The organism is Allomesorhizobium camelthorni (assembly GCF_011045125.1).
Classification (GTDB): domain Bacteria; phylum Pseudomonadota; class Alphaproteobacteria; order Rhizobiales; family Rhizobiaceae; genus Allomesorhizobium; species Allomesorhizobium camelthorni.
The window spans coordinates 114372-136495 of sequence record NZ_JAAKZF010000006.1; the positions used below are offsets into that span (position 1 = coordinate 114372).

Genomic DNA, 22124 nt, shown 5'->3' on the forward strand with positions numbered 1-22124 from the left:
GGCTTTGAAGCCGACCGACGGCTTTCGGCCCAAGATCTACCTGAATTAACTTCCGCTGTGCGAACCGGCATCGCCATTCTATTGAGTATTCGTCAAATGAGCAGGGGTTGCACGCGAGGCAATTGATCGACGCCGAAAACCTCGACACTTCGTTAATCCCGAACTCGATCGATTGAACGCAGTGGGCATCGCGTGTAGGCTTCTCCCGCGCACCGGGTGAGCCGGACGCCGGATCCAGTTTGCGATTCGATCAGATCCTCCGCCATCCGAACCACAATGATTAATCGCCTCATTCTCTGCATCGCAGCCGGCGCCTTCATGTCCTCGAATATGCCTGTGCATGCGCAGGAAGACGAGATATACTACGGATCTCGGGCCGGGATGAGCCTGACGACGACCGGGAAGAGCGGCATCGGTACGGCCAATGCCGTGATCGAGGTCGAGCACCTGCCGCGGAACGCGAAGGCTTTCTGCGTCGAGTATGCGCAGGACAACTCGATGGCATGCGTCCGGCGGACGTTGGCGGAGGTCCAGATCAAGGACAAGGTGACCGCGAACTGCCCGGCGCGAACCTGGGACGTCTTCGGCCAGGAGTTCGTCTTCCTCGGCCGCGCCGTCGCCGCCGACGACATCATAGCGGACTATGTCATCCGGCGGGTCGAGACTGACGAGGTTCTCGACGGTTCCTCGGCGTCCGGCTACTGGCAGGCGCTCGGGGCCTTCCAGGCGCTCTGCCCCGGCATCGCCGACTAGCTTCGTGATCCGACTCCTCTCATCCGCCGGTCTCTGTCTCCTCCTCTCCGTCGTCGGACGTGCAGAAGCGGCTACCGTCACCTTTGAAGGTCGGATCGAGCCCATGGGGATCCGGGAAATGCGTTTCCGGCTCGAGGGCGACATCGTCGACGGGGATGTCGAGCGGGTCAGGGAGGCCGTCGCGAAGGCCGGGGTCGAGCCAGGCGCGCATGCTGTGTTCTCGCTGTCCAGTCCGGGCGGAAGCTATTCGGTCGGCCTCGACCTCGCTCTCCTTTTTCGTCGGATGGGTTTCGCCACGCTCGTCGAGGCGGATGCCGGCTGCTACTCCGCTTGTGCCATCGCGTTCCTCGGCGGGTCCGAGACGCTGCGGGATCCGCTTCCGACGTCGGACCCCGAGGCGATTCCGGACCTTTCGCCCGACCGGTCCATGGAAGCGGGGGCGAAGATCGGCTTCCACGCCCCCTATCTGCAGCTTCCCGAGAACCAGTACGATGCCGGCATGGTCCAGGCGGCCTATGCGGTCGCCGTCTACAGCATCTCCCGTCTCGTAGAGATCGCCGATCGCCTCGACGTGACGCCGGCGGAGCTGCCTCGGCTTCTGGCACCTGATCCCGACGACTTCTTCATGGCCGATACCGTCGACGCCGTCCGGATGCTCGACATCGGCTATACCGATTACACGCTCCAATTCCGCGACCTGCTATCGATCACGCCGGCGATGGTCCAGAACATGTGCATCAACCGCTGGTATCACCTTCAGCGTCGAAGCGCCTATCCCGGCTATGGGATCGCGATCGAGGTGACGGAGGAGTTCAAGGAGGGCAGCAGGCTCCTGGGGAACGGCGAGGAAGAGTATTCCTTCGCCGTCCGGCGGGTGAACCAGGGCACGGCGTCCTCGTGGATCGCCGTCATGCCGATCACCAAAACGCCGGATGGCCGAAACTTTGTCTGGTGCATCTTCGACTCCGCCATCGACAGCCCTCGCGTATTCTATCGCCCGGCTGGGACGTTGTCCGAACTCTTGGAGCCGCTGGAGGCGAAGAACGACATCTGGGATCTGGCGTTCTCCGAAGGGAACATTGAATTCGACCAGTCAGACAATTGGAGCCGCGTCATGGACATGGCGCCGGCGGACACGCGGCTGGACGACGTCGCCGACGTTATCCTCAGCTATCAGGTCGAGCAGGAAGGGCTCGGCAAGGCCGGCAACTGACGGCTGGACGAACATACTGCCCCGCATTTGACAGCGGTTCCCGTACACTTGGCATGAGCTCAAAGGAGCATCCGTAGTCCCCGAGCAACGAACCCGCGGGCCACGGGCGATGGCTATGGGGATTTAGGTTTTCGGCTGGTGACGGGGATGGCGTGACCGCCTCGGGAAACGCCGGGATGGATGCGGACGGACCGCCTCGTCTTCCAGTTGCGCGGTATTGTCGGCTCGGCGCGACGAGGGCTACGGCCCTGTCGACGTCGATGATCACCATGGACGGTCGCCAGCCAGTTCTCGGGCATGTCGTCGACAACGATCCTGCAGGCGCGGAGTAAGGTCATAACCTTCTCGCCCAACGTCCGGCGGTTCAGCTCGGGAACCTTGCCGGCCATGCCTACGGGAGCGCCCATCTCGGTAAGCAGCGCGCGCACCCGCCTGGCGACATGTCTGAAGGCGCTCGGGCCCATGAACGTGTCGACCTCTTCGAGGCCACAGCGGTCGAGGATGTTCTCCAGTGCGCTCATCGCATTAATCAGGCGACTCTCGTCGTAGGCGACCGGCGCCGTCAACCAGCGGATCGCGGCGTCGAGGTCCCCACCGCTGCGCGACGCGCAAAGTAGCTGTCGCACGCGCAAGCGAAGATCGGCTCGAGGTGGAGTTCGTGGAACGGTGCCATGAAGGGTGGCGAGGCGCGGCCTTGCCGCGCGATCCGGACCATGACAACTCCCGCGTGATACCGTTCTTCAATCACCGGACGGAGATAGGTGTCGGAGGCGAACGAAAGCACGCGCGCCACATGGGTCAGCAGGCGCTCGCTCTCCTCCCACCAATCTGCGCTGCCGCCATCGCCCGGCCGGTGCAGGGTGATGAAGCCGTTCGGCTCCTGCGCCTCGCGATCCTGGCGAGGACCACCGATGGTGACGCGGCCGAGTGGCGTCTCGTGAGCGATGCGCCTGAAGGTGCGGAACTGCCGGACCAGCCACACGCGGGTGTCGTGTCGGGGCTCTCGCTCGGCGCGAGGCGGCAGCTCGAGCTCAGCGTCGTAGCAATCGCCCTGGTAGCTCAGCTCCTGTCCCGGTTGAGAGCCGTGGCTGAACTGGACGATGTGGAAGGAATCCGACCGGAAGACGTGCCCCACCTCGCTCCTGCCCTCAAGGGTGATCATGTGGACGGGCGTTCCCGGTCGCCCGTCCACATGCAGCGCGTACGCCTCAGGTCAGAAAGGGATGCGGTCAAGGTTGAGTTGGAGAACGCCGAGGTCGTCCACCGTCACCTCGAAGCTGACCGGAACGCTGCTGTTGTGACCCGACAATGAGCCTTGAAAGCGTGTAGTCTCGAAGAATGGCATGCGGGAGGTGTTACAACGACAGGCCCTGAAGGAGAAGCCTTCCGCTGAGCTCGAAGCCCTTACTGGAACGACTGCTTTCCGCGGCTCCGTGCTGAAAAGCGGGCCGGCAGCTTTCGGCCCCCCATTGAAATCCCGTCACACTTGTAACTCTCACCTCCCCCTCCGCCCGAGCTAGCGTCTTCGTATCGAAACCGTTGGAAACGGCGAATTCGACCGGAGGACCGGAAATGACGATGTTTGCAGCCAAAGGGAAAGCCGCTTCGTTGCTCGGGCAGGCGGTCGATTTGGCCGGCTGGCTCGGGCTCGCCGCCACCCCGACCTTCGCACTGATGGCCTGGATTTCTGCCGTCGGCTTGCCGGACATGACCATGTGCTCTGCCGCCTCGGCTTTCATGCCGATCAACGACATGGCCCTGATGTACCTGCTGATGAGCCTCTTTCACGTATCGCCGTGGCTGAAGCTCTTTCCGCCCGTTCGCATTACCGCAACACTTCCGTCACCCAAACCGAGGAGACTGACAATGCAACACGCTGTTGTTTCACGCGATGACTGGCTGACCGCCCGCCGGGACCTCCTGCAAGCGGAGAAGGAACTCACCCATCTTCGCGACAAGGTCGCACGCGAGCGGCTCGCCCTGCCATGGGTGCCTATCGAGAAGGAATACCTGTTTGACACGCCGGATGGTCCGCGCGCGCTCGCCGATCTCTTCGACGGCCGTTCGCAACTTCTGGTACAACATTTCATGTTCGCGCCGGGATGGAAGGAAGGCTGCCCGAGCTGCTCATTCATGGCCGATCACACCGGCGGCATGAACAAGCATCTGGCGCATCACGACGTTACCATGATCGCCGTCTCGCGCGCGCCGCTTGCCGAGATCGAGCGCTATCGCAGACGTATGGGCTGGCAGTTCAGGTGGGTGTCCTCGAACGGCAATCCGTTCAACTACGATTTCCGGGTTAGTTTCACGCCCGAGGAGGTGGCCACCGGGCACATCGACTACAACTTCGGCGAATGGCGGGAAACCGGCGAGGAATGGCCTGGCCTGAGCGCCTTCTACAAGGATGAGGCTGGCGATGTCTTTCACACCTACTCCACCTTCGGCCGCGGTGTAGAGGTGATGATGGGCACCTACGCCATACTCGACCTCATGCCGAAGGGGCGCAACGAAGCGGAGGGAATGGACTGGGTGCGCCGCCACGACCGCTACGCGTAGTCCCGGCGGGGGACGGTGGAATGATGCCCGGATGGTAAACGAGAAATGGGGTAATTGCCGGACCTTACCTGCATCCGGCAATTTGCCCTCGTATCTAGAGGTCGAAGATCGGGATAGGGGGACGCCTCGCGGCGCCGCCCCTCCCACACCACCGGGCATACGGATCACGTACCACGGCGGTTCGACCGGATTAAGCTTAGACAGAGACATAGAGACGGGGGAGACCGAGCGACTCGAAGTGGTGGTTGCGCAGGGTCTGTTGGACCGCCGGGTGTCCTGACATGCGACAGAATCCCGTCGGTGAACCGGCAGCTACCGCGGCCCGGAGCTTTGGCACGCCCGACGGCGCAACTCCTTGTAGCGGTTGTGCCCGTTCCCCCATTGCCGCCAAAGATACATGCGTAATCTTCGGCGGGTCCACGCTTCCAAGTTCGTAAGCACCCGCGGGGTCTGGCAGAAGCCGAAGCGGACCTTGCACGTTACTAGCCGCCGCACGATTAGAACGCGGCTCCCTTGATTCCCGAGGGCGCGGCTGGAGCCGCAGCCTCACGCTAAGGTACGCCAGCGCGCGCTTTCGCGTATCGGGAGAGGCCGATCTTGATCGCGACCAGCACGGGCGCGGCGATTAAAAATAGCAGGGCGACTGCGTTGAACGCTGTGTCGAAGGCGATCACGGTGGACTGACCGGTGACGACCTTGCCCAGGAGGCTCGTGGCTGCCCTGCTGGCTGCCGCCGCGTCCATTCCTCCTCTTGCTACGAGCGCGGCTGTCGTCGTCGTCAGACGCTCGCTGACCGCAGGAACGCCTGCGGTGACGTTGGCGCCGAGCGCCGCGACATTGGCGGCGACGTTATGGTCGATCAGTGTCTGGAGACTGGCGACTCCCATAAGACCGCCAAGCTGGCGACCCGTATTGAAGAGGCCGATGCCGGAGGCGAGGTTCTGGCTGTTGAGGTTGCTGAAGGCGATGAGGGTGATCGATAAAAACAGGAAGCCAAGGCCCAAGCCGCGCAACAGGATGGCAGCCATCATGTCGTCGGCGCCGCTTTCGCGGGTCGAGCCGGACAGCATCCACATCGCAACCATGATCATCAAGATTCCAAAGGGCACTGTGGCGATCGGAGGAACGCGGCGGACCTGCATGAGGAAGGCAGCAATGAAAAGCGCGCCGATGAAGAGCGCGCCACTGGGTAACAGGAGCTGGCCGGCGTTGGTCGGTGTGAAGGCGAGCACGGACACGGCAAACGAAGGGATCAGGAACGCGCTCCCGAACAACGCGGCACCAGCCACAAAACTGACGATGAAGGCAAAGGAAAAATCGTCGAAGCGGAACAAGGTGAAATCGAGCAGGCCCTGGCCCTTCGCCATCACTTGCTGGCCAAGAAATGCCAGCAGAGCGGCCGCGCCGATCAATGTCAGGCACATAATACGCGGTTCCTCGAACCAGTCCCATCGGCTGCCTTGGCTGAACACGTATGTGAAGCAGAAGAGCGCTATGGAGATGAGTGAGAAACCAACCCAGTCGAATGGACGGCGCGCGGTCTTAGCGGGCGTCGGGCTGTCCGCGAGCAGCAGGAGTCCGGCGGCCGCCAGCGCCACCGGAACGACGCTGAAGAAGATCCACGTCCACGACTGGCTATCGAGCAACCACCCCTGAAGGGCCGGGGCGATCGTCGCGGGGGCAACGACCGACCCCATTGCGAACAGGGCTTGAAGGATCGGTTGGCGGTGTCGCGGATAGGCGAGAAAAATGATCGCCTGGCCCCCGACAAGCAGGGTGCCGCCGGAGAAGCCCTGAATAATTCGAAGGGCGACCAGCAGGTCCAACCGAGCAGTGATCGCGGCGAAGGCGCAGGCCATGCCCATGACCAGGGTTGAGCCGATGATCAGACTGCGCGGATTGATACGATTCATCAGCCAAGGGGCGGCCATGAATCCTATCAGCTTCAGGGCGGTGTATCCGATATCCAGCCAGGCGAACTCATCAGGAGTTGCATACGTGTCGCCGATGATATCGCCGCGCCCGAGCGACAGGACTGTGCTTGCGATCGCCTCCGTCAGTGCGGCGAGCACTACGCCCGCGACGAGAAGGGCTCCTGTCGCAGGTCGGTCGCGACTCGGCGTGGCGGCGACGGCCGTGGTCATGAGCCGCTTCCTCGATCAATCTCGACACGCACTTCGGCATAGGGGAATCCGCGTTTCTTACGTCCCATGTGGAGTCCACCGATCTGATTGAGCAAAGCTGTCGGTGAGCGAGTAGAGTTCGGTCGGCTCGACAAATCCTCTGAGTTCATGGCGGCCAATCGCAACCGCTGTTCCGGAATTAAGGAGCATCGCAAATCGCTCGGACATCAGGAGCGGATGGCTGGTCGCGCTGCATACAGCTTGAATCCGGCTCACCAAATTTACGTCAGGCCCTATCACCGTGAAATCGAGGCGCTGGCCCGAGCCGATGTTGCCGTAGCCGACTTCTCCGTAGTGCAGTGCGATGCCGGTGTGGAGTTCAGCATCGGGTGCGGTGAATCGACTCAAGCCATCCAACGCACTCAGAGCGCCCTGCAAGGCGGCAGAGCAGGATACAGCGGGACTATCGCGATGGAAAAAGGCGAGTGCCGCATCGCCCATGAACTTGATCACCTCACCGCCTGCGTGGGTGATTGCCGGCACGACGCAATCGAAGTAGGCGTTGAGCAGTTCGAGCACGCGCTCTCCAGGCAATCGGTTGGAGAGCGCCGTGAAGCCGCGCAGATCGCAGAGCATCAACCCGGCCTCGAGCGTTTCGAGTTCGCCGCGGCGAATGCGACCTGCCATGACGCGCCGCGCCGTTGTCGCGCCGACATAGGTATCGAGCAGCGTCAACTCGACTCTCCTGAGAGTACGCAGCTCGCAGGCATTGCGCAGAGGAGGAACGATCCGGTCCAACACAGCTCGCTCGGATGGGGTAAAGCCGCTCGGGCGTATGGTCGAGAAGGATGCGGCACTGACCAGGCCATCGGCATTGCACAGCGGGACGATGACGAATTCGACGAGACGGCGTCCGCGGAAAAGGTCCGTATAGACCCACGCCGGGTTGATGGAGCCATCGAGGCGCACGATCAGTGGCTCGCGCGTCTCCATGACGCGCCGGAGCGGACTGCCGGCGAAGCCCGGCGAAATCTCGGTGCCGTGCTCCCTGTCATGGATCTCTACGGCTTCGTTGGGTGCCCATGCCACGCTGCGACCAAGAATTTCCGGGTGAAGCGTCCTCAAATGGAGCGTCAGCCGGTCGATCGGCAAGCCGGCCGCACGGAGGCGCCGTCCAAATCCTGCTGCCAGACCGGCGTCGTCGAGTTCGTGGCATTCATCCCCCACCAGCCATTCGATCAGTTCGACCGTAGCTGCCGAACTGGCTGAGCCGCCGCCGGCGACCGGCGGCGATTCGGATTTGGCGGATCCTGCGATCATTGTTCCGGCTCTTTCGTCTCAGCACTTCCATCGTGCCGACCGCGAGCCTCGTCTGGCGATTTCGTTCTCCCTGCGCCGCTCCCTCGAACGACCTCGATACGAGCGGATAGGCCGGGCACGAGGCGGCCGGGCAACGGATTGCCGATAAGCCGGATCTTCACCGGAACGCGCTGAACGACGCGAACGAAGTTGCCGGTCGCATTGTCTGCGGGGAGTAAGCTGAAGGCAGAGCCACTGCCGGGTGCAAAGCTGTCTACCACCCCTTCAAACTTCACGTTGGGGTAGCCATCGATGGTCACACGGACGCGCTGACCGGCCTGGATATGCTCGATCTGTGTTTCCTTGAAGTTCGCTACGACCCACACATCGACTGGAACGAGATCGAGCAGGGAGGTGCCCGGCGCGACGAGTCGGCCGATGCGAACCTGGCGGTTGCCGACAACGCCGCTGACTGGCGCACGTACCACGGTGCTGTCGAGATCGATTTGGGCGAGATCGCGTGCGGCCCGTGCCTGCGCGACGGCGGCAATGGCAGCTTCGCGTTGAGTTTCAAGAACAGCAATGCGTTGCTGTTGCGCCTCTATCGTGGCCGATGCCGCTGATACGCCCGCCTCGGCTCTTAATCGCGCGGCGTCACTCTCATCAACCTGGGCCTGGCTCACCGCGTTGCTGCGAACAAGTTCGCGGCGACGATCGGATGCTCGTGCCGCGAGGCTCAACTCGGCCACGGTCGAAAGTTTCTGGGCTTCGGCCTGCCGAACTAGGGCATGCTGAAGTCGGATTTCGGCGTCGACACTGCTGAGGCGAGCCTGGGCGGCGTCGACATTGGCCACGGCTTGCGCGAGCCGCGCGCGGTAGTCCCGATCGTCGATCCGGAACAGAACATCCCCCGCTCGAACGGTTTGGTTGTCCTCAACCTCTACCGCAGTCACATAGCCCGCAACCTTTGGAGCGAGCGAGGTCACGTCTCCTCGGACATAAGCGTTGTCGGTCGACGTCTCGCCGCTCGAAAGGGCCCAAGCCCATCCGGCTGCCCCGACTACCGCGGCGCCGAGGCATAGCAACAAGCCGATTACTTTTCTCTTGTTGTGCCGCGCCACGACGACACCGGGCCCGGAGTGTTCGCCGGTGACGATGGCGACCTTGTCCTCGAGCGAGTCCATTTTTTCTCATTTCCTGTTGGATGTGGGTGGCAACGACGGCAGCCCGCGGGACCTCCCGCTGGGACTGCCGGCATCGAAGCGCGTTCGTTCATTCCCCGATGGGCGTGGTCAGTTCCTTTTCGTCGGTGTCGACGACAAACACCGCCAGCAGCCGGGCAGGCTCCGTGTCGCTGGCATTCGCGCTTACTCCATGATGGGAGCCTGGCTCTTCGTAGAAGTTTTCGCCGGCCTTGTAGATCTTTTCCGGCGAGCCGTTGACGCTGCTGCGGATGGCGCCGTCGAGCACCGTCGCATAGATGAAGGCGGAGTCGGGATGCGTGTGGGCGGGCGATGCGCCGTCCGGCTCGTATTCGACGAGCACGCCCTTCATGCTCTTGCCGGGGACGTTGGGAAGGGCGCGGTCGAATACGATCGTCACCTTGCCCGCGGGCCGGTCGCCGGCCGAGGCTGCGGTGATCGAGAGCGCTGCGAAGGCAACGGCTGAGAGAAATCTTGTATACATTGCAATTCTCCTTCGAGTGTATCTGTCGTGAAGGCGCGATCCGGTGCCGGGTCGACGCTTTCCTAGTTTGTCCATAGGCCTGATATGTCCGTGGGAGCCTTAGCGTTCCGCTTGGGCCGTCGACTGGCCGAGCCAGTCCTTGAAGCGGATCGCGCCGAGGCGCGCGTTGTCGCCGGGGGTCAGCGATTGATCGTCGAGAACAGCGCCGAAGTAGCGGGCGTGAACATCCGGCACGACCTTGTGTGTGCCCTGCGTTGCCCTGAGAAAGCGCCTGACCAGCTCGTCGAGCGGGATCGCCTCCGGACCGGCGATTTCTACCGTGCCGTTGACCGGCGGTGCGACCGCGACATCGGCGAGCGCCGCTGCCACATCGTCGGACGCGATCGGCTGGATCAGGGCCGGCGACAGGTGAACCTCCTCGCCGACGGTAGCCGACTGGGCAATGCCGCCGACAAATTCGAAGAACTGCGTCGCACGGAGGATGGTGTAGGGAATCCCGGACGCCTTGATGAGGTTTTCCTGCGCGACCTTCGCCCGGAAATAGCCGTTGTCGGGAAGCCGTTCGCTACCAACGATCGACAGGGCAACATGGTGGCGCACGCCGGCGGCCGCTTCCGCAGCCAGCAGGTTACGGCCCGACGTCTCGAAAAACTCGAGGACGGCCTTGTCTTCCCATACCGGCGCGTTCGCCACATCGACGACGACATCGGCGCCGTCGAGCGCTTCGGCCAAACCCTCGCGGGTGATGGTGTTCACGCCCGTGTTGGGGGAGGCTGCGAGCACGTCATGGCCGCGCTCGCTGAGGTTCTTCACAAGTTTCGTTCCGATGAGGCCGGTGCCTCCGATGACGACAATCTTCATGGCTTCTCTCCGATTCTCCGACCGCAACCAGTGCCGTCGATGTGCGTGGAGATTGCCTGCGCGCTCCGGGGAAGTCCTTGTAGTCACCTTGAATTGCCCTTCAGGAAAGCTTGATTATTCATCCAAGACGGTTGCCCGATCGGGATGGGATGCTCTAACCACGCGTTGCCGTGCTATCCATGGACAGAAACATTCGCCAGTTGCCCCGGCCAGGGAGCCGCGGCGCTCGGCCAGGGGATGCCGGCGTGCAGTTCATGTTTGGAAACTACGTGCTCGACCCGGAACGCCGGGAGCTTACACTTCGCGCAGAAGTCGTGGCTGTCGGCCCGCAGGTCTTCGATTTGCTGCTGCATCTCGTCAGGAACCGCGACCGCGTCGTCAGCAAGGACGACCTGCTCAAGGCGGTGTGGGGCGGCCGGATCGTCTCGGAATCGACCATCACCAGCCACATCAACGCGGTTCGCAAGGCAATCGGCGACAGCGGCGAGGAGCAGCGCCTGGTTCGGACGGTCGCCCGCAAGGGCTTTCGCTTCGTCGGCGAAATCAAGGTCGGCGAGATCGGGGAAGCGCGACTGCCCGGCGGTTCAAGGGTCGTCGAGCACACCTCCAGCGAATCGAGGGAGCCGCCGTCCGCGCTCGTCCTTCCGGACAAACCCTCCATTGCCGTCTTGCCTTTCCAGAACCTGAGCGGCGATCCGGAGCAGGAATATTTCGCCGACGGCGTGGTCGAGGACATCATCGCCGCCCTGTCGCGCATGCGCTGGCTGTTCGTCATCGCGCGCAATTCGAGCTTCACCTACAAGGGCCGGGCGGTGGACGTGAAGGAAGTCGGCCGCGAGCTTGGCGTGCGATACGTGCTGGAAGGCAGCGTGCGCAAGTCCGGCAACAAGGTGCGCATCACCGGGCAGCTCATCGACGCCACGACCGGGACGCATCTCTGGGCGGAGCGCTTCGAAGGCACGCTCGACGACATCTTTGAACTGCAGGACCAGATGACTGAAAGCGTCGTCGGCGCGATCGCTCCCCAGCTCGAGCGGGCGGAGATCGAGCGCGCCAAGCGCAAGCCGACGGAAAGCCTGGACGCCTACGATTATTATCTCCGCGGCATGGCGAACCTGCACAGCGGAACCCGTGAAGCGATCGACGCGGCGCTGCCCTTGTTCTACAAGGCGACCGAGCTCGACCCGGAATTTGCGTCGGCCTATGGCGGGGCAGCCTGGTGCCATTTCTGGCGTAAGGTGAACGGCTGGATGACTGACCGGAACAAGGAGATCGCTGAGGGCGTGCGGTTGGCACGGCTGGCGGTGGAACTTGGCCGGGACGATGCGGTGGCGCTGACGAGAGGCGGGCACGCGCTTGGCCATCTCGCCGGCGACCTCGACGGCGGCATCGCGCTCATCGACAGGGCAAAGTTTCTCAATCCCAACTTCGCCCCCGCCTGGTTCCTCGGCGGCTTCCTACGCGTTTTCCGTGGTGAATCGGAGAGCGCGATCGAGAATTTCGCCCATGCCGTTCGCCTGAGCCCGCTGGACCCGGAGATGTTTCGCATGCAGGCCGGAATAGCGCTCGCGCATTTCTTCGCCGGGCGCTTCGATGCTGCGTCGGCTTGGGCGGAAAGGGCGCTGGGAAACTTGCCCAGCCTTCTGGTCGCGGTCGCCGTGGTGGCGGCGAGCCATGCGCTTGGCGGGCGGGCAGTGGAAGCGCGGCAGGCGATGCAGCGCGTGCGCGAGCTTGATCCATCCCTGCGTGTCTCCAACCTCAAGGACTGGCTGCCAATTCACCGGCCCGACGATCTCGGGCAGTTTGCGGATGGGCTGCGCCTGGCCGGGCTGCCCGAGTGACGCGGCACATTGCCGAAACTTTATATTGGCGGCTTTGCGGCCAGCTCTGGCAAGAATGACCGCTTTTGTCTGCATTTTTGGCCGTCCCGCGTGTCGGCCGTGGAAGACTGCTCACCACCGAGGCTGTGTGAAAACTCCCGCTCATGCTAGTCTACTACGGGTTGAGCGGGGATTCGGCATGGCGGGTTTCATTGAGGGAAAGGACCGCCAGGAACAGCTTTTCTTGCCGGAATGCCTCGATGATTATGTCGCCGAAGACCACCCGGTCCGCGTCGTCGATGTCTTCATCGACGAACTGGATTTGAGCGATTTGGGCTTTACCGCGGCAGCGGCGACGGGGCGGCCGGGTTACAGCCCCGCAACGATGCTGAAGCTCTACCTCTATGGCTACCTCAACCAGGTGCAGTCGAGCCGACGGCTGGAGCGTGAGGCGGGCCGCAACATCGAATTGATGTGGCTAACGGGCAAGCTCGCGCCCGACTTCAAGACGATCGCCGATTTCCGGCGTGACAATGGTGAGGCGATCCGGGCCGTCTGCCGCCAGTTTGTGGTGCTGTGCCGCAAGATCGGCCTGATCGCCGGCGGCACGGTTGCGGTGGACGGCAGTCGCTTCAAGGCGGTGAACACGCGCGACAAGAACTTTACGCCTGGCGCAATCCGCCGTCGGGTGGAGCAGATCGAAGCAAGCATCGAGCGCTACTTGTCGATGCTCGACACGGCCGATCGTCAGGAGGACGAGGTGGCGGAGATGCGCAGGGATCGCCTGACGGAGCGCCTCGAACGCCTGCGTCAGCAGATGCGCGATCTGAAAGCGATGGAGCGAGCCGTCGAGGCAGCCCCCGACGGCCAGGTCTCGCTGACCGATCCGGATGCCCGCGCCATGGCCACCAACGGCAAGGGCACGGGACTTGTCGGCTACAACGTCCAGGCGGCGGTGGACACGAAGCATCACCTGGTCGTGGCCCACGAGGTCACCAATGTCGGTCACGATCGCACCCAGCTCACCAACATGGGCCAGCAAGCGAGGGAGGCGACCGGCGCGGATGAACTGACCGTGCTGGCCGATCGCGGCTACTTCTCGGGCGAGGAAGTGCTGGCCTGCGACGAGGCGGGCATCAAGGCCATCGTGCCGAAGTCGCTCACCTCAAGCGGCCTGAAACGTGGCTTCTTCGGCAAGCAGGACTTCGTCTTTGATGCCGACCGGGATCTGTATGTCTGTCCAGCCGGACAGGAACTGACCAGAGCCAAATACCGATCGGACCGCGAAGGCGACATCATCTTCTATCGTCATCTGACCGCCTGCTCGACCTGCGAACTCAAGCCTCGCTGTACGCCCGAGAAGCTTCGGCGCATCCGGCGCTGGGAGCATGAGCAGGTGATCGACGCCATGCAGGCCAGGCTCGACCGCATGCCCGATGCCATGCGGGTTCGGCGGCAAACCGTCGAGCATGTCTTCGGGACCATCAAGGACTGGATGGGCCGAGGTCACTTCCTTACCCGCCGGCTGCGCAATGTCGGAACCGAGATGAGCCTCCACGTCCTCGCCTACAACCTCAAACGGGCGATCGCCATCCTCGGAGCGCCGGAGTTGATGAAGGCAATGAGGGCCTGAACCCTCACATCGTCTGCGCGTCACCAGACCACCTGACAAAGACGTTTCCACACAGCCTCCACCCGTCCAGGTCATGCGAAAATTGATCTCCGCATGACCTGTAGCCGCCATTGCGGCCTCTCACCAGGAAGCGAAATCCGCTTTCGAACTCAGACCTCAGTTCTCTCCGCGAGGGTCAGGGCATCTTCGACGTCCACGCCGAGATATCGAACAGTGTTCTCGATCTTGGTGTGGCCAAGCAGGATTTGGACGGCTCGAAGGTTGCCGGTTGCCTTGTAGATGATCGAGGCCTTGGTCCGACGAAGCGAATGCGTACCGTAATCCTCGGGGCGAAGACCGATCGCTTCAGGAGATAAGCCCTGCACGTATTAAGAACCGCGTAGTAGTTGAAATACGGCACGCCGATCAGAAGATTCCGTTCAAAGGCGAACTGGGCTGATCCGGTCAACGACGCCGCGGTGGCGAACTTGATCGCCAAATAGTGGCGAAGAACCCAGAGGCTATTGTCTAGGGCTCCGAACGCCTTCGATCGGAGCGAACAGCCGGCGGGTACTGGTACAGTAGTTCGAGATCTGTTCGGGGTGTTGCCTGCCGCTGGAGCTGACGATAGGCGTAACAATAGGCGGAGCCGGTGGCTCGACGAATATCCTCGTGAGGCCCCGCTTGTGTTGACCGCAACAGAATCTTGCGGGTCGTTTGCAAAGGCAGCCCAATCCAAAAAATGCAGGTTCGAGATCAGGGATGCACCCTAGCGCGACCGGGTTGCGTGCCAATCGGGGCACATTCGGCGTCACGACGGCAGCGGGTAAGCCGAGACGAGGACTGCACCTGACACTCGACTGAGAAAACTTGCCGATGACAGTTGAACCAATCTGGCTATTGTAGTGTTCATCGGCTGGGGTGGGGCTTCCATGAGACGCTTGGTTGTATTTCTGGGCCTGTTGGGTTTTGGCATGTTTGCGCCGACGGCGTCATTTGGCTCGAGTCCTGCGGCCTGCCTTACAAAAAATGACGACGGAGGACTTCCCGAAAGCGGCGGGGAAATCCTTTCTGAGAAGAGCGAATTCTATAACTCTACGGAGACGTACCCCGTTCGGTCGTTCTCCGACATGGCACCGACCGGCAACAACGCTGAGTTTTGCCTGCGCTACGAAGTTGAGAACGTAGGTTCCCACGATATACAGAACGTCTACTGGCAGCTCGCCGGCATCAGAATGGACAAGTTCCCTCCCGGTTCGGTGTATCGTCAGTCCCGGACGAGGACGGTGCTGAGCATCAAGAAGCCGGAACCGCGGTCGACCGAGCTGAACGCGTTCACGAATGAGAAGATCACGCCAAAGGTCTGGATGACGGATGCCACAGTAGCGCAGGCCGAGCCTCCAACCTATGCGCAACTTACCGCCATGCCCCTGGATAGGCTGGAGCCAAATCTGGCTGCGTTCTTGCAGCAACAAGGCCTGGCATCCGGTCCGGCCTTTGCGGTGAATGTCAGCGCTTCGAACTCGAATGTGTACCCTATCAGGGAGGAAATCAGCGGAGCGGGCTTCAATCTCACGGTCAGTTCGGTGGCGAGGCGCGAAGGTGACAATGTGCGGTTTGAAACGGCTGTCGCGTTGTCCGGAGATGCCGCACCGTCAGCATCCATCTTCATACCGGCGCTGGAAGCGCTAGCGGATACCAAGGCGGCAAACAGCGTCGACAACTACGCTTCCTTTGTCTCGAATTTCAGAGAGAAGTCAAAAGATCCTATCCGCGACTTCAGCAGCCGAGATTTTACTCAGGAAATGCCGTTGGGCGGCCTGTACGACGGATCGATCTTTCTCGTTGATCACCCGATCATGGTCCGTTCAAACGAAGTCACATATTGTTATAGGGTGAAGTCCTACTCGCCATTCGCGGTCGATTTCGATCTCAACAGTTGCCCTATGTAAGGACTGCTCCCGATGTCGTCGCTTGGCGCAAAACTTGTCGACAAGATCGCCGATCTAGTCGTCTTCGGGGTCACCGGCCTGTTGATCCTCGCTGGCAACGGCCTCCTTGGTCTGCAGGTTTTCCCGGACCCATTCTATCATAACGGTTGGATCGACGGGCATCGGTCGTGGATGCTATTGTTCTTTGTGATATTTGTAATATCGATTGCGGCGGGTCTCTGGTTTAGAACCCTAGCCATCCTTTCGGTGGTTCTGATAGCAGGCGCGATCGTCTTTGCCATGTTATACGGCGATTCGACGTCCCTGCCGCAATCTCAGCAAGTGGCGATCTGGATCCTGCATTGGATCCTTTACAGCATGCTGCCAGGGTTCATTGCGGGTTGGGCTGTTGTCGTGTTGAAAAGTCTCGGAATACTTTAATAGCCGCCTGCGTACGCAATGTCGAACAGATCTATGCATCGCGCAGGATATTCTGTAACGATCCGGTCTGGAATCATTCTTTCGTCCCCCTTGATCTTGGCGGTTACGCCGAGCTTCCCGAACAACCATAACCGCAACATCTTCGAAGTAGTGAATTGCGCATTCCGCATCCCTGTTTGCTGTGGGCCGCGCGACGCCCATCATGCTATGGCTCCGCCAGCAAACAACAACCGGTCGGTCGCACTCCGATTGGAGGATAAAGTGACCCAATGACGTATCGGACCGCGGACGAGATATTGGAGGAAGCGAAGCGCCGGGGCATGCGCCGCGCCTTCGTATTGACCGCGCTGAATTGCTCTGTGATCGCCCTTCAGGAGCCCGCGACAGGACGAAATGCGGCCCTCATGGTTGCTACTACAGAACGGGGTCCATCTCGCCAACGCGCGAGATAGACCCCGTAAAGTTTGATGTTCTTGACGGGATCGGCACGTAGACCCCGCGTAGCCAGAATCTGGACCAATCTATGCCGGAGCCGAAGCGTTCAGAAGTCGCGCGAGCCGTGTAGTAGGAGGGCCGCTATACTCTTCAGCTGCGGGTTCGTTCTCAAAGTCATCGGAAAACAAACCCTCTGGAGGCCTCCCTTCCAAAGCCTGTGACCATTCATAGGCAAGATACATGGCTTCACGCATCGCCGCCTGATCCGGGTCATTGGCGATCAGAGGTCTCAGCTTGACGATCTGATCGAAGGCTTTGAGTTCCTGTTCCGGCATCGAAAGCGCGCGAGGAGCAACCAGGGCCCGTGCCCGTGCACCGTGACGGCGCACGGATTCGATACGGGTCTCGTCAAAGGCTTTGTCGTCCCGTAGCCACTCGTAGAACAGGGGGTGGATCGAATCGGGGACGTCAGGTGTCTCCTCCATTTTGCCGATGCGGTATAGCCGCAAGCTCTCACCGACTGCTTCGGACAAAGTGGGCGGAACCGCATTCCCGATCATCTGCATGACGTCGGCTTTGGTCGGCGCCCGTCCGCCTTCCGGCGCCCACTTCCAGTTGGCGGGAAAGCTTGCGAGCAACGCGAGCTCTTCCTGGCCGCCGACGGGAAGATTCCTGGCAGGAATCGTATCCCCCGCCTGAGGGACGTAGTCGGGACCCTTTCCAAGAACAGTAATTCCTTCACCCACTGACCGAAGGACGCGGATGTCGGCCGGCCTCAGCACATATGGCGAGCGCGTCCCCCTTCCTGTCGTGGAGGTGATCGTGGGGCAGCGTTCGTCAGTCCTGAAAAACGACCTGCGTTGCCCGGCGTAATGGCCTCGCCGGAAAAAGAGCGGCCCGAAGCCTTCGCCCAGAACGTCTCGGATAACAGGCTTATGTTCATGCCGCGTCTGGTCCAGGTATTCGTTGAGCCAACCGTCGGTTTCTCCGACACAACCTGCCAGGATCAGACGGTTCCGGTTCTGGGGCGACCCGTAGTCGCTTGTCGTCACGACACGCTGCGTCAGGCCGTAGCCCGAGTTGCGAAATAGCTCCGTCACCTTGCGGAAAGTTTCTGTCTTCTGAAGCTCGGGTACGTTCTCCATGATGAAAAATCGGGGATGGACTGATGTCGTGATGATCGTAAACGCCAAGCTCAATAAGGATTTCTCGTCGTTGTCGCCGCCGCGTCTGCCGAACGGAGAAAATGGCTGACAGGGCGGGCCGCCGACGATCACGTCCGGCTTCAGCTGGCTGATCTCCGGCACCCACTGTAGCAGATTGCCAAGATCCGCGTGCACGAACTCGCGCTTCTTCCGATATCGATGAGCCATCCATTTTGGCATCGGGGACGGGCCCAGGGCAGGATTGTTCGCGGCGTGGACCGCAAGGGCCTCCGGCTTGAAGTCGAACGCCCCGACGATGTTGTAACCCGCTTTTCTCATTCCGTGGCTGAAGCCGCCACAACCACAAAATAGATCGACTACCTTCATTCTAACTCCTCCCTCGTTGTGGTTAGGCGGACAGACGTAGGGCAGCCGGGTTTCGATATCGTTTGAGGAACACCGCCAAAATAGAGGCATTGGGTAAGGGCTCGTTAAATGGGCGATTTGGGGCAGAAATATTGCCTCGAATTTTACGGGTATCTCTAACGTCATCTCAAAGCGTCTTCTTGTAGCCCCTTGATCTGTAATAATTTCCAGGTGGAGGGGAACTAGGTGGATCGACACGAAGCTATCAATCCGGCTGCTGAAGAGCCGTTGGTGGAAGCCGTAGCCGAACAGGCTGCGCAGGCGTTGGAGGCAGGGGACGATCGAGCTGACGCGATCGCCCAAAACGATGCGGAAGCCGTGCTTCTTGATCGCGGTTTCGAAGCGGCGTACGGCCGGGAACTCGTCAAGTTGAAGAAGTCCGTAGTGACGTGGCGCGCCAGGCAGGCACGGGAAGCTTTCCGGATTGGCGACCTCTGGAAGAGCCTAGAGGAGAGGCTGCCGCGAGCAAGCATTGCCGCCTTCCTTGCGAACGAGTGCCAAGTGCCGCGCAAAGACGTCGCCAAGTACGCGAAGCTGGTTTCCGTGCTCGGAAAGCAGCGTGAAATTCTAATCGACAGCGGCGTAGCCGTGACCGTGATGCTCGAACTCGCTCAGCAGAACGAGACCGTTCGGCGCGAAGCGTTTTCGATGATCCGCTCGGGTCGTAGCCTCCAGCCAAAGGAGCTGCGCGCCCTGAAAAGAGATATCGGATTGGCTGAATCAGTGCGAAGCGAGAGTCCTGATCAATCACGGGAGAGGGCGTTCAAGAATTCCGCCGCGAAGAAGGCGCGCCAGGCAGCGACGAGCTGGCTGCAGGACCTGGAAGGAATGATCAACGAGCTCCTTGAGCTTTCGAGCATCGAGGCCTTTGAAGACAGGTCTGAGGCGACGATTGCTCGTGTCGAACAGCTCTGCCGGAAGGCGCAGGAGCTGCGTGCGCGAATGCCAGATCTCCTCGACGGCGATCTTCTCGCGACATCCGAGACGCCCAAACTCGATGTCGAAAGGGCAGGGTGGCCGCGAGTTGTTTCCGCACTCGACCGTATTGCCCGGCGTGATCTGTTCGTGGACCTCGACTGGGACTGGCCGAACAGCGCTCCGCTCAAGATCGACCAGTTGCTGGTCTGGGATTTGGCGTGGGCGTTTGGCCACGACAGGGACAACGATCCGCGTGCATCGCGCAGGCGATTGCGCCTCAGCGGCAGGCTGCCTCTCGATACCGTAAGCGATGATGATCGCGTTGCGCCCGAACTTGAGCAGAGCGTATCGGTCCTTGAGATCTGTGCCGGCGCGGGAGGCCAGGCCCTCGGGCTCCATGCCGCAGGATTCGCGCATGCTGGCCTCGTCGAAATCGATAAGGATGCCGCGGCGACTTTGCGCCTAAACAAGCCTCGATGGAACGTCGTGCAGGCGGACCTCAGGGAGCTCGATCTCGCAGCCTACAAAGGGATCGCTCTCCTCGCGGGTGGGGTGCCTTGCCAGCCATTTTCGGCCGCCGGCGAGCGCATGGGCAGGCACGACGAGCGGGACCTGTTCCCCGAGGCACTGGGGCTCGTGAAACAGCTTCGGCCGAAGGCGGTCATGTTGGAGAATGTGACGGGCGCGCTTCATGGCACCAACAGCATGTATCGGCTTGAAATCCTCGCCGAAATGGCCGCCATGGGTTACGACGCCGAGTGGCGGACACTTTACGGGCCTGAGTTCGGACTGTGTCAGAAGCGCGAACGGGCGATCCTGGTAGCATTCCAGCCCGGCATCATGCACAGGTTCAGGTGGCCGACACCGCTTCGGACTGCGCCACCAACCGTCGGCCAGACCCTCAAGGACTTAGTGGGTGCCAAGGGCTGGAAGCACGTCGATGCATGGGCCGAGAAAGCCAATGGCCTCGCACCGACGCTGATCGGTGGCAGCCAGAAGAAGAAGGGCATCGATCTCGCGCAAAAAAAGAGTCGGGAAAGTTGGACTGTCTTGGGCGTCGAACCGAGCGGTCTGGCGAAGTCGATTCCTGACGAGAATTCTCCAGCGAATGTTCTCCCGAAATTGACCCTCCGCATGATGGCCAGGATTCAGGATTTCCCGGACGACTGGCAGTTCTGCGGGAGCAAGCAGCAGCAGTTTCGACAGATTGCGAACGCGTTCCCACCGAGGATGGCTCGTGCAATGGGACTGGCGATCATGCGGGCGCTCACCGGGTCCGAGGTAAATCTGGAGCGGGCGCTAGCGTCTCCGATTCCCACGGGGCGGGGACTGGATTTGAGGAGGCTTCGGTGTTTGGCGTAGTTGACTGCGGATCGCGGGACGTGATTTGATACTGGGGCGGCACGGACCTGACGATCTAGGTTCCGGTGCCGCAAGCGATAATATCGCTATAGGCTGGGCACGCGCCCGAGCACTTCCTCTCGCGTGACGTCATCGCCGCTGAGGTACCACTCCTCGTATCCGCCCGACCAGATCACGGCCGGACCGTCTTCGCTATACGGCTGGCCGCAAAAGCGCCACTCCTGATACCCATTGGCAATTCGACGGCAGGCCCGTCCTCGCGGTAAAGCCTGGCGTCGCGGCGCCACTTCTTGGTTCCGTCCGAACGCGTGACGATATCGCTGTCGTTAACGATCGTTCGTGTGCGCGACATTGGCGGTTCTCCCGAGTGAATCTGCCATCAATCCGCCCGGAGGGGCATGCATCAAAATGCGGCTGCGCGGTCCAGGCGCCGTGGTTTCCACGGTGCGGATGCGAAGGGAACCTAGAAACCGGCTAGGGGAGAGCCGGAAAATCGCCGCGACGGTGATTGCCAACCAGATTACGCAGCCGTTCGGGCGCTAGGACCTCGACCTTATCACCCCACATGTAGAGGTGCCATGCCATCTCAAGGTGTCCGGAGGCATGAAATCGGACTTCGAGTCCGCCATCTTCCAACTGGGTGACAGTCTGCGACGGGTGGAACTCGTAAGATCGAGCCTCGCTCGCCGCCTCGGCGGAAAATCTCAAAACGACCTCGCCGAACTCATCTTCCCGTTCGAATACGCCGAACGCCTTCGCAGCGAACTGCCGGACGTCGAACTTCTCTGGGCGGACGAAGGACCGGTTGGTGCTGCGGGCATCCGACATGCGGTCCATGCGGAAATGCTTCGGCCTGCCGTCGTCATCATCGCCGTCACGGCCGACCAGGTACCTCCTGTTGCCGATGAGCACTCCGAGCGGCGCAACAGTACGCCTTCGGGTTCTGCCGTCGTTGGAGGTGTAGTCGAATTCGATCAGTGTGCAGCCCTTGATCGCCTCAGCGACGACGGCCGAGACGGAGTCGTCGACCAGCGGGCGGGGACCCGGACGCGCCAGAAGCCCCATGGCTTCGAGAAGAGCTTCGTGGTCAGTCTCGATGCGAATGGCTCGGTTGTCGGGGACAAGCGCGTGCACGACGTCGCGGATCGTCCGGAGATGCGCGGCTTCGGCAGTCGCGCCTTCGCGAACCATGGCATCGATGGCGACTTCCAATGCGGCTGTCTGCTCGGCCGTAACCGTCAGGAAATCTCGCAGCCCGTTGCCGCGCATGCGCCAGCGCTTGCGACCCAATTCATCGGTGAAGCTCTCCGTGTCGATGAACATGTCTTCGAGGGAGTGGACCATTCGCTGCGCCGTGCGCATTGCGACGTTGAACCGATCGACGACATCGTCGAGGGTCACCCCTTGACGATGGGCGCGGACCATAGCCGCAAGCTCGATGAGCTTCCTTGCCTTCTCGAACGACATTTTTCCCCTCGGGTGACAGTAATTGTCGCGCAATACCTTTAGCGCATGGTTACTGTCACAGTCGGCTTGGGTA

General features: G+C 61.4%; 20 protein-coding genes and 1 pseudogene. 8 read left to right on the top strand and 13 right to left on the bottom strand.

Annotated features, from left to right (window positions below; genetic code table 11):
- The first annotated feature begins 276 nt into the window (after positions 1 to 276).
- Entirely contained in the window at positions 277 to 753 is a 477-nt protein-coding gene (locus G6N73_RS07750) for a hypothetical protein (protein WP_165025645.1), read from the top strand.
- 118 nt (positions 754 to 871) lie between these two features.
- On the top strand, positions 872 to 1966 hold the full coding sequence (locus tag G6N73_RS07755; protein WP_165025647.1) for a hypothetical protein: 1095 nt from the start codon (positions 872 to 874) through the stop codon (positions 1964 to 1966).
- A 113-nt stretch (positions 1967 to 2079) separates the two neighbouring features.
- Here G6N73_RS07755 and G6N73_RS07760 read toward each other — a convergent pair whose 3' ends face one another.
- The 3 genes from G6N73_RS07760 to G6N73_RS07770 form a co-directional block, all read right to left on the bottom strand.
- Positions 2080 to 2487: a hypothetical protein gene (locus tag G6N73_RS07760; protein ID WP_165025650.1), complete on the bottom strand. Its 408-nt coding sequence runs from the start codon at positions 2485 to 2487 to the stop codon at positions 2080 to 2082.
- Between the two features lie 41 nt (positions 2488 to 2528).
- Positions 2529 to 3128, bottom strand: a complete 600-nt coding sequence (locus G6N73_RS07765; RefSeq protein ID WP_165025652.1) for a hypothetical protein — start codon at positions 3126 to 3128, stop codon at positions 2529 to 2531.
- A gap of 193 nt (positions 3129 to 3321) precedes the next feature.
- Complete coding sequence (locus G6N73_RS07770; RefSeq protein ID WP_165025655.1) at positions 3322 to 3720, bottom strand: hypothetical protein; 399 nt, start codon at positions 3718 to 3720, stop codon at positions 3322 to 3324.
- A 112-nt stretch (positions 3721 to 3832) separates the two neighbouring features.
- Between G6N73_RS07770 and G6N73_RS07775 the strand changes: the two genes are divergently transcribed.
- Positions 3833 to 4525: a DUF899 domain-containing protein gene (locus G6N73_RS07775; RefSeq protein ID WP_165025778.1), complete on the top strand. Its 693-nt coding sequence runs from the start codon at positions 3833 to 3835 to the stop codon at positions 4523 to 4525.
- 312 nt (positions 4526 to 4837) lie between these two features.
- Here G6N73_RS07775 and G6N73_RS38520 read toward each other — a convergent pair whose 3' ends face one another.
- From G6N73_RS38520 to G6N73_RS07805, 6 genes are all read right to left on the bottom strand, one after another.
- A complete protein-coding gene (locus G6N73_RS38520) occupies positions 4838 to 5020 on the bottom strand; it encodes a group II intron maturase-specific domain-containing protein (protein ID WP_425484062.1) in 183 nt (60 codons plus the stop codon).
- Between the two features lie 56 nt (positions 5021 to 5076).
- Positions 5077 to 6669, bottom strand: coding sequence for a DHA2 family efflux MFS transporter permease subunit (locus G6N73_RS07785; RefSeq protein WP_165025660.1), 1593 nt, complete (start codon positions 6667 to 6669; stop codon positions 5077 to 5079).
- A 57-nt stretch (positions 6670 to 6726) separates the two neighbouring features.
- Entirely contained in the window at positions 6727 to 7968 is a 1242-nt protein-coding gene (locus G6N73_RS07790; protein WP_165025663.1) for an adenylate/guanylate cyclase domain-containing protein, read from the bottom strand.
- A complete protein-coding gene (locus G6N73_RS07795) occupies positions 7965 to 9131 on the bottom strand; it encodes an HlyD family secretion protein (RefSeq protein WP_165025666.1) in 1167 nt (388 codons plus the stop codon). The genes G6N73_RS07790 and G6N73_RS07795 overlap by 4 nt, the downstream gene beginning before the upstream one ends.
- Positions 9132 to 9219: 88 nt before the next feature.
- Positions 9220 to 9633, bottom strand: a complete 414-nt coding sequence (locus tag G6N73_RS07800) for a cupin domain-containing protein (RefSeq protein ID WP_165025669.1) — start codon at positions 9631 to 9633, stop codon at positions 9220 to 9222.
- A 99-nt stretch (positions 9634 to 9732) separates the two neighbouring features.
- Positions 9733 to 10494, bottom strand: coding sequence for an SDR family oxidoreductase (locus tag G6N73_RS07805; RefSeq protein ID WP_165025671.1), 762 nt, complete (start codon positions 10492 to 10494; stop codon positions 9733 to 9735).
- 245 nt (positions 10495 to 10739) lie between these two features.
- Here G6N73_RS07805 and G6N73_RS07810 point away from each other — a divergent pair, with 245 nt between their 5' ends.
- Together G6N73_RS07810 and G6N73_RS07815 are read left to right on the top strand one after the other, a co-directional pair.
- Positions 10740 to 12335, top strand: a complete 1596-nt coding sequence (locus G6N73_RS07810) for a winged helix-turn-helix domain-containing protein (RefSeq protein ID WP_165025673.1) — start codon at positions 10740 to 10742, stop codon at positions 12333 to 12335.
- A 178-nt stretch (positions 12336 to 12513) separates the two neighbouring features.
- On the top strand, positions 12514 to 13947 hold the full coding sequence (locus tag G6N73_RS07815; protein ID WP_165025677.1) for an IS1182 family transposase: 1434 nt from the start codon (positions 12514 to 12516) through the stop codon (positions 13945 to 13947).
- Positions 13948 to 14096: 149 nt separating this feature from the next.
- Here the strand turns inward: G6N73_RS07815 and G6N73_RS07820 are convergent.
- Positions 14097 to 14288, bottom strand: a pseudogene (locus tag G6N73_RS07820) (tyrosine-type recombinase/integrase); the annotation flags it as partial.
- A 570-nt stretch (positions 14289 to 14858) separates the two neighbouring features.
- On the opposite strand from G6N73_RS07820, the gene G6N73_RS07825 reads away from it, so the two are divergent.
- Positions 14859 to 15878 (top strand): hypothetical protein, encoded by a 1020-nt coding sequence (locus tag G6N73_RS07825; RefSeq protein ID WP_165025680.1) that lies wholly within the window; start codon positions 14859 to 14861, stop codon positions 15876 to 15878.
- 12 nt (positions 15879 to 15890) lie between these two features.
- A complete protein-coding gene (locus tag G6N73_RS07830) occupies positions 15891 to 16298 on the top strand; it encodes a hypothetical protein (protein WP_165025682.1) in 408 nt (135 codons plus the stop codon).
- Positions 16299 to 16819: 521 nt separating this feature from the next.
- On the opposite strand, the gene G6N73_RS07835 is transcribed toward G6N73_RS07830, so the two are convergent.
- The gene (locus tag G6N73_RS07835; protein WP_165025685.1) at positions 16820 to 18265 is read right to left on the bottom strand and encodes a DNA cytosine methyltransferase; all 1446 of its coding nucleotides are present in this window, start codon (positions 18263 to 18265) and stop codon (positions 16820 to 16822) included.
- Positions 18266 to 18490: 225 nt separating this feature from the next.
- Here G6N73_RS07835 and G6N73_RS38240 point away from each other — a divergent pair, with 225 nt between their 5' ends.
- Positions 18491 to 20584 (top strand): DNA (cytosine-5-)-methyltransferase, encoded by a 2094-nt coding sequence (locus G6N73_RS38240; protein ID WP_206078723.1) that lies wholly within the window; start codon positions 18491 to 18493, stop codon positions 20582 to 20584.
- 172 nt (positions 20585 to 20756) lie between these two features.
- Here G6N73_RS38240 and G6N73_RS07845 read toward each other — a convergent pair whose 3' ends face one another.
- Positions 20757 to 20936 carry a hypothetical protein gene (locus tag G6N73_RS07845; RefSeq protein ID WP_165025687.1) on the bottom strand — a complete coding sequence of 60 codons (180 nt, stop codon included), beginning with the start codon at positions 20934 to 20936 and terminating at the stop codon, positions 20757 to 20759.
- Positions 20937 to 21058: 122 nt separating this feature from the next.
- Positions 21059 to 22051, bottom strand: a complete 993-nt coding sequence (locus G6N73_RS07850; protein ID WP_165025690.1) for a helix-turn-helix transcriptional regulator — start codon at positions 22049 to 22051, stop codon at positions 21059 to 21061.
- Positions 22052 to 22124: the final 73 nt, after the last annotated feature.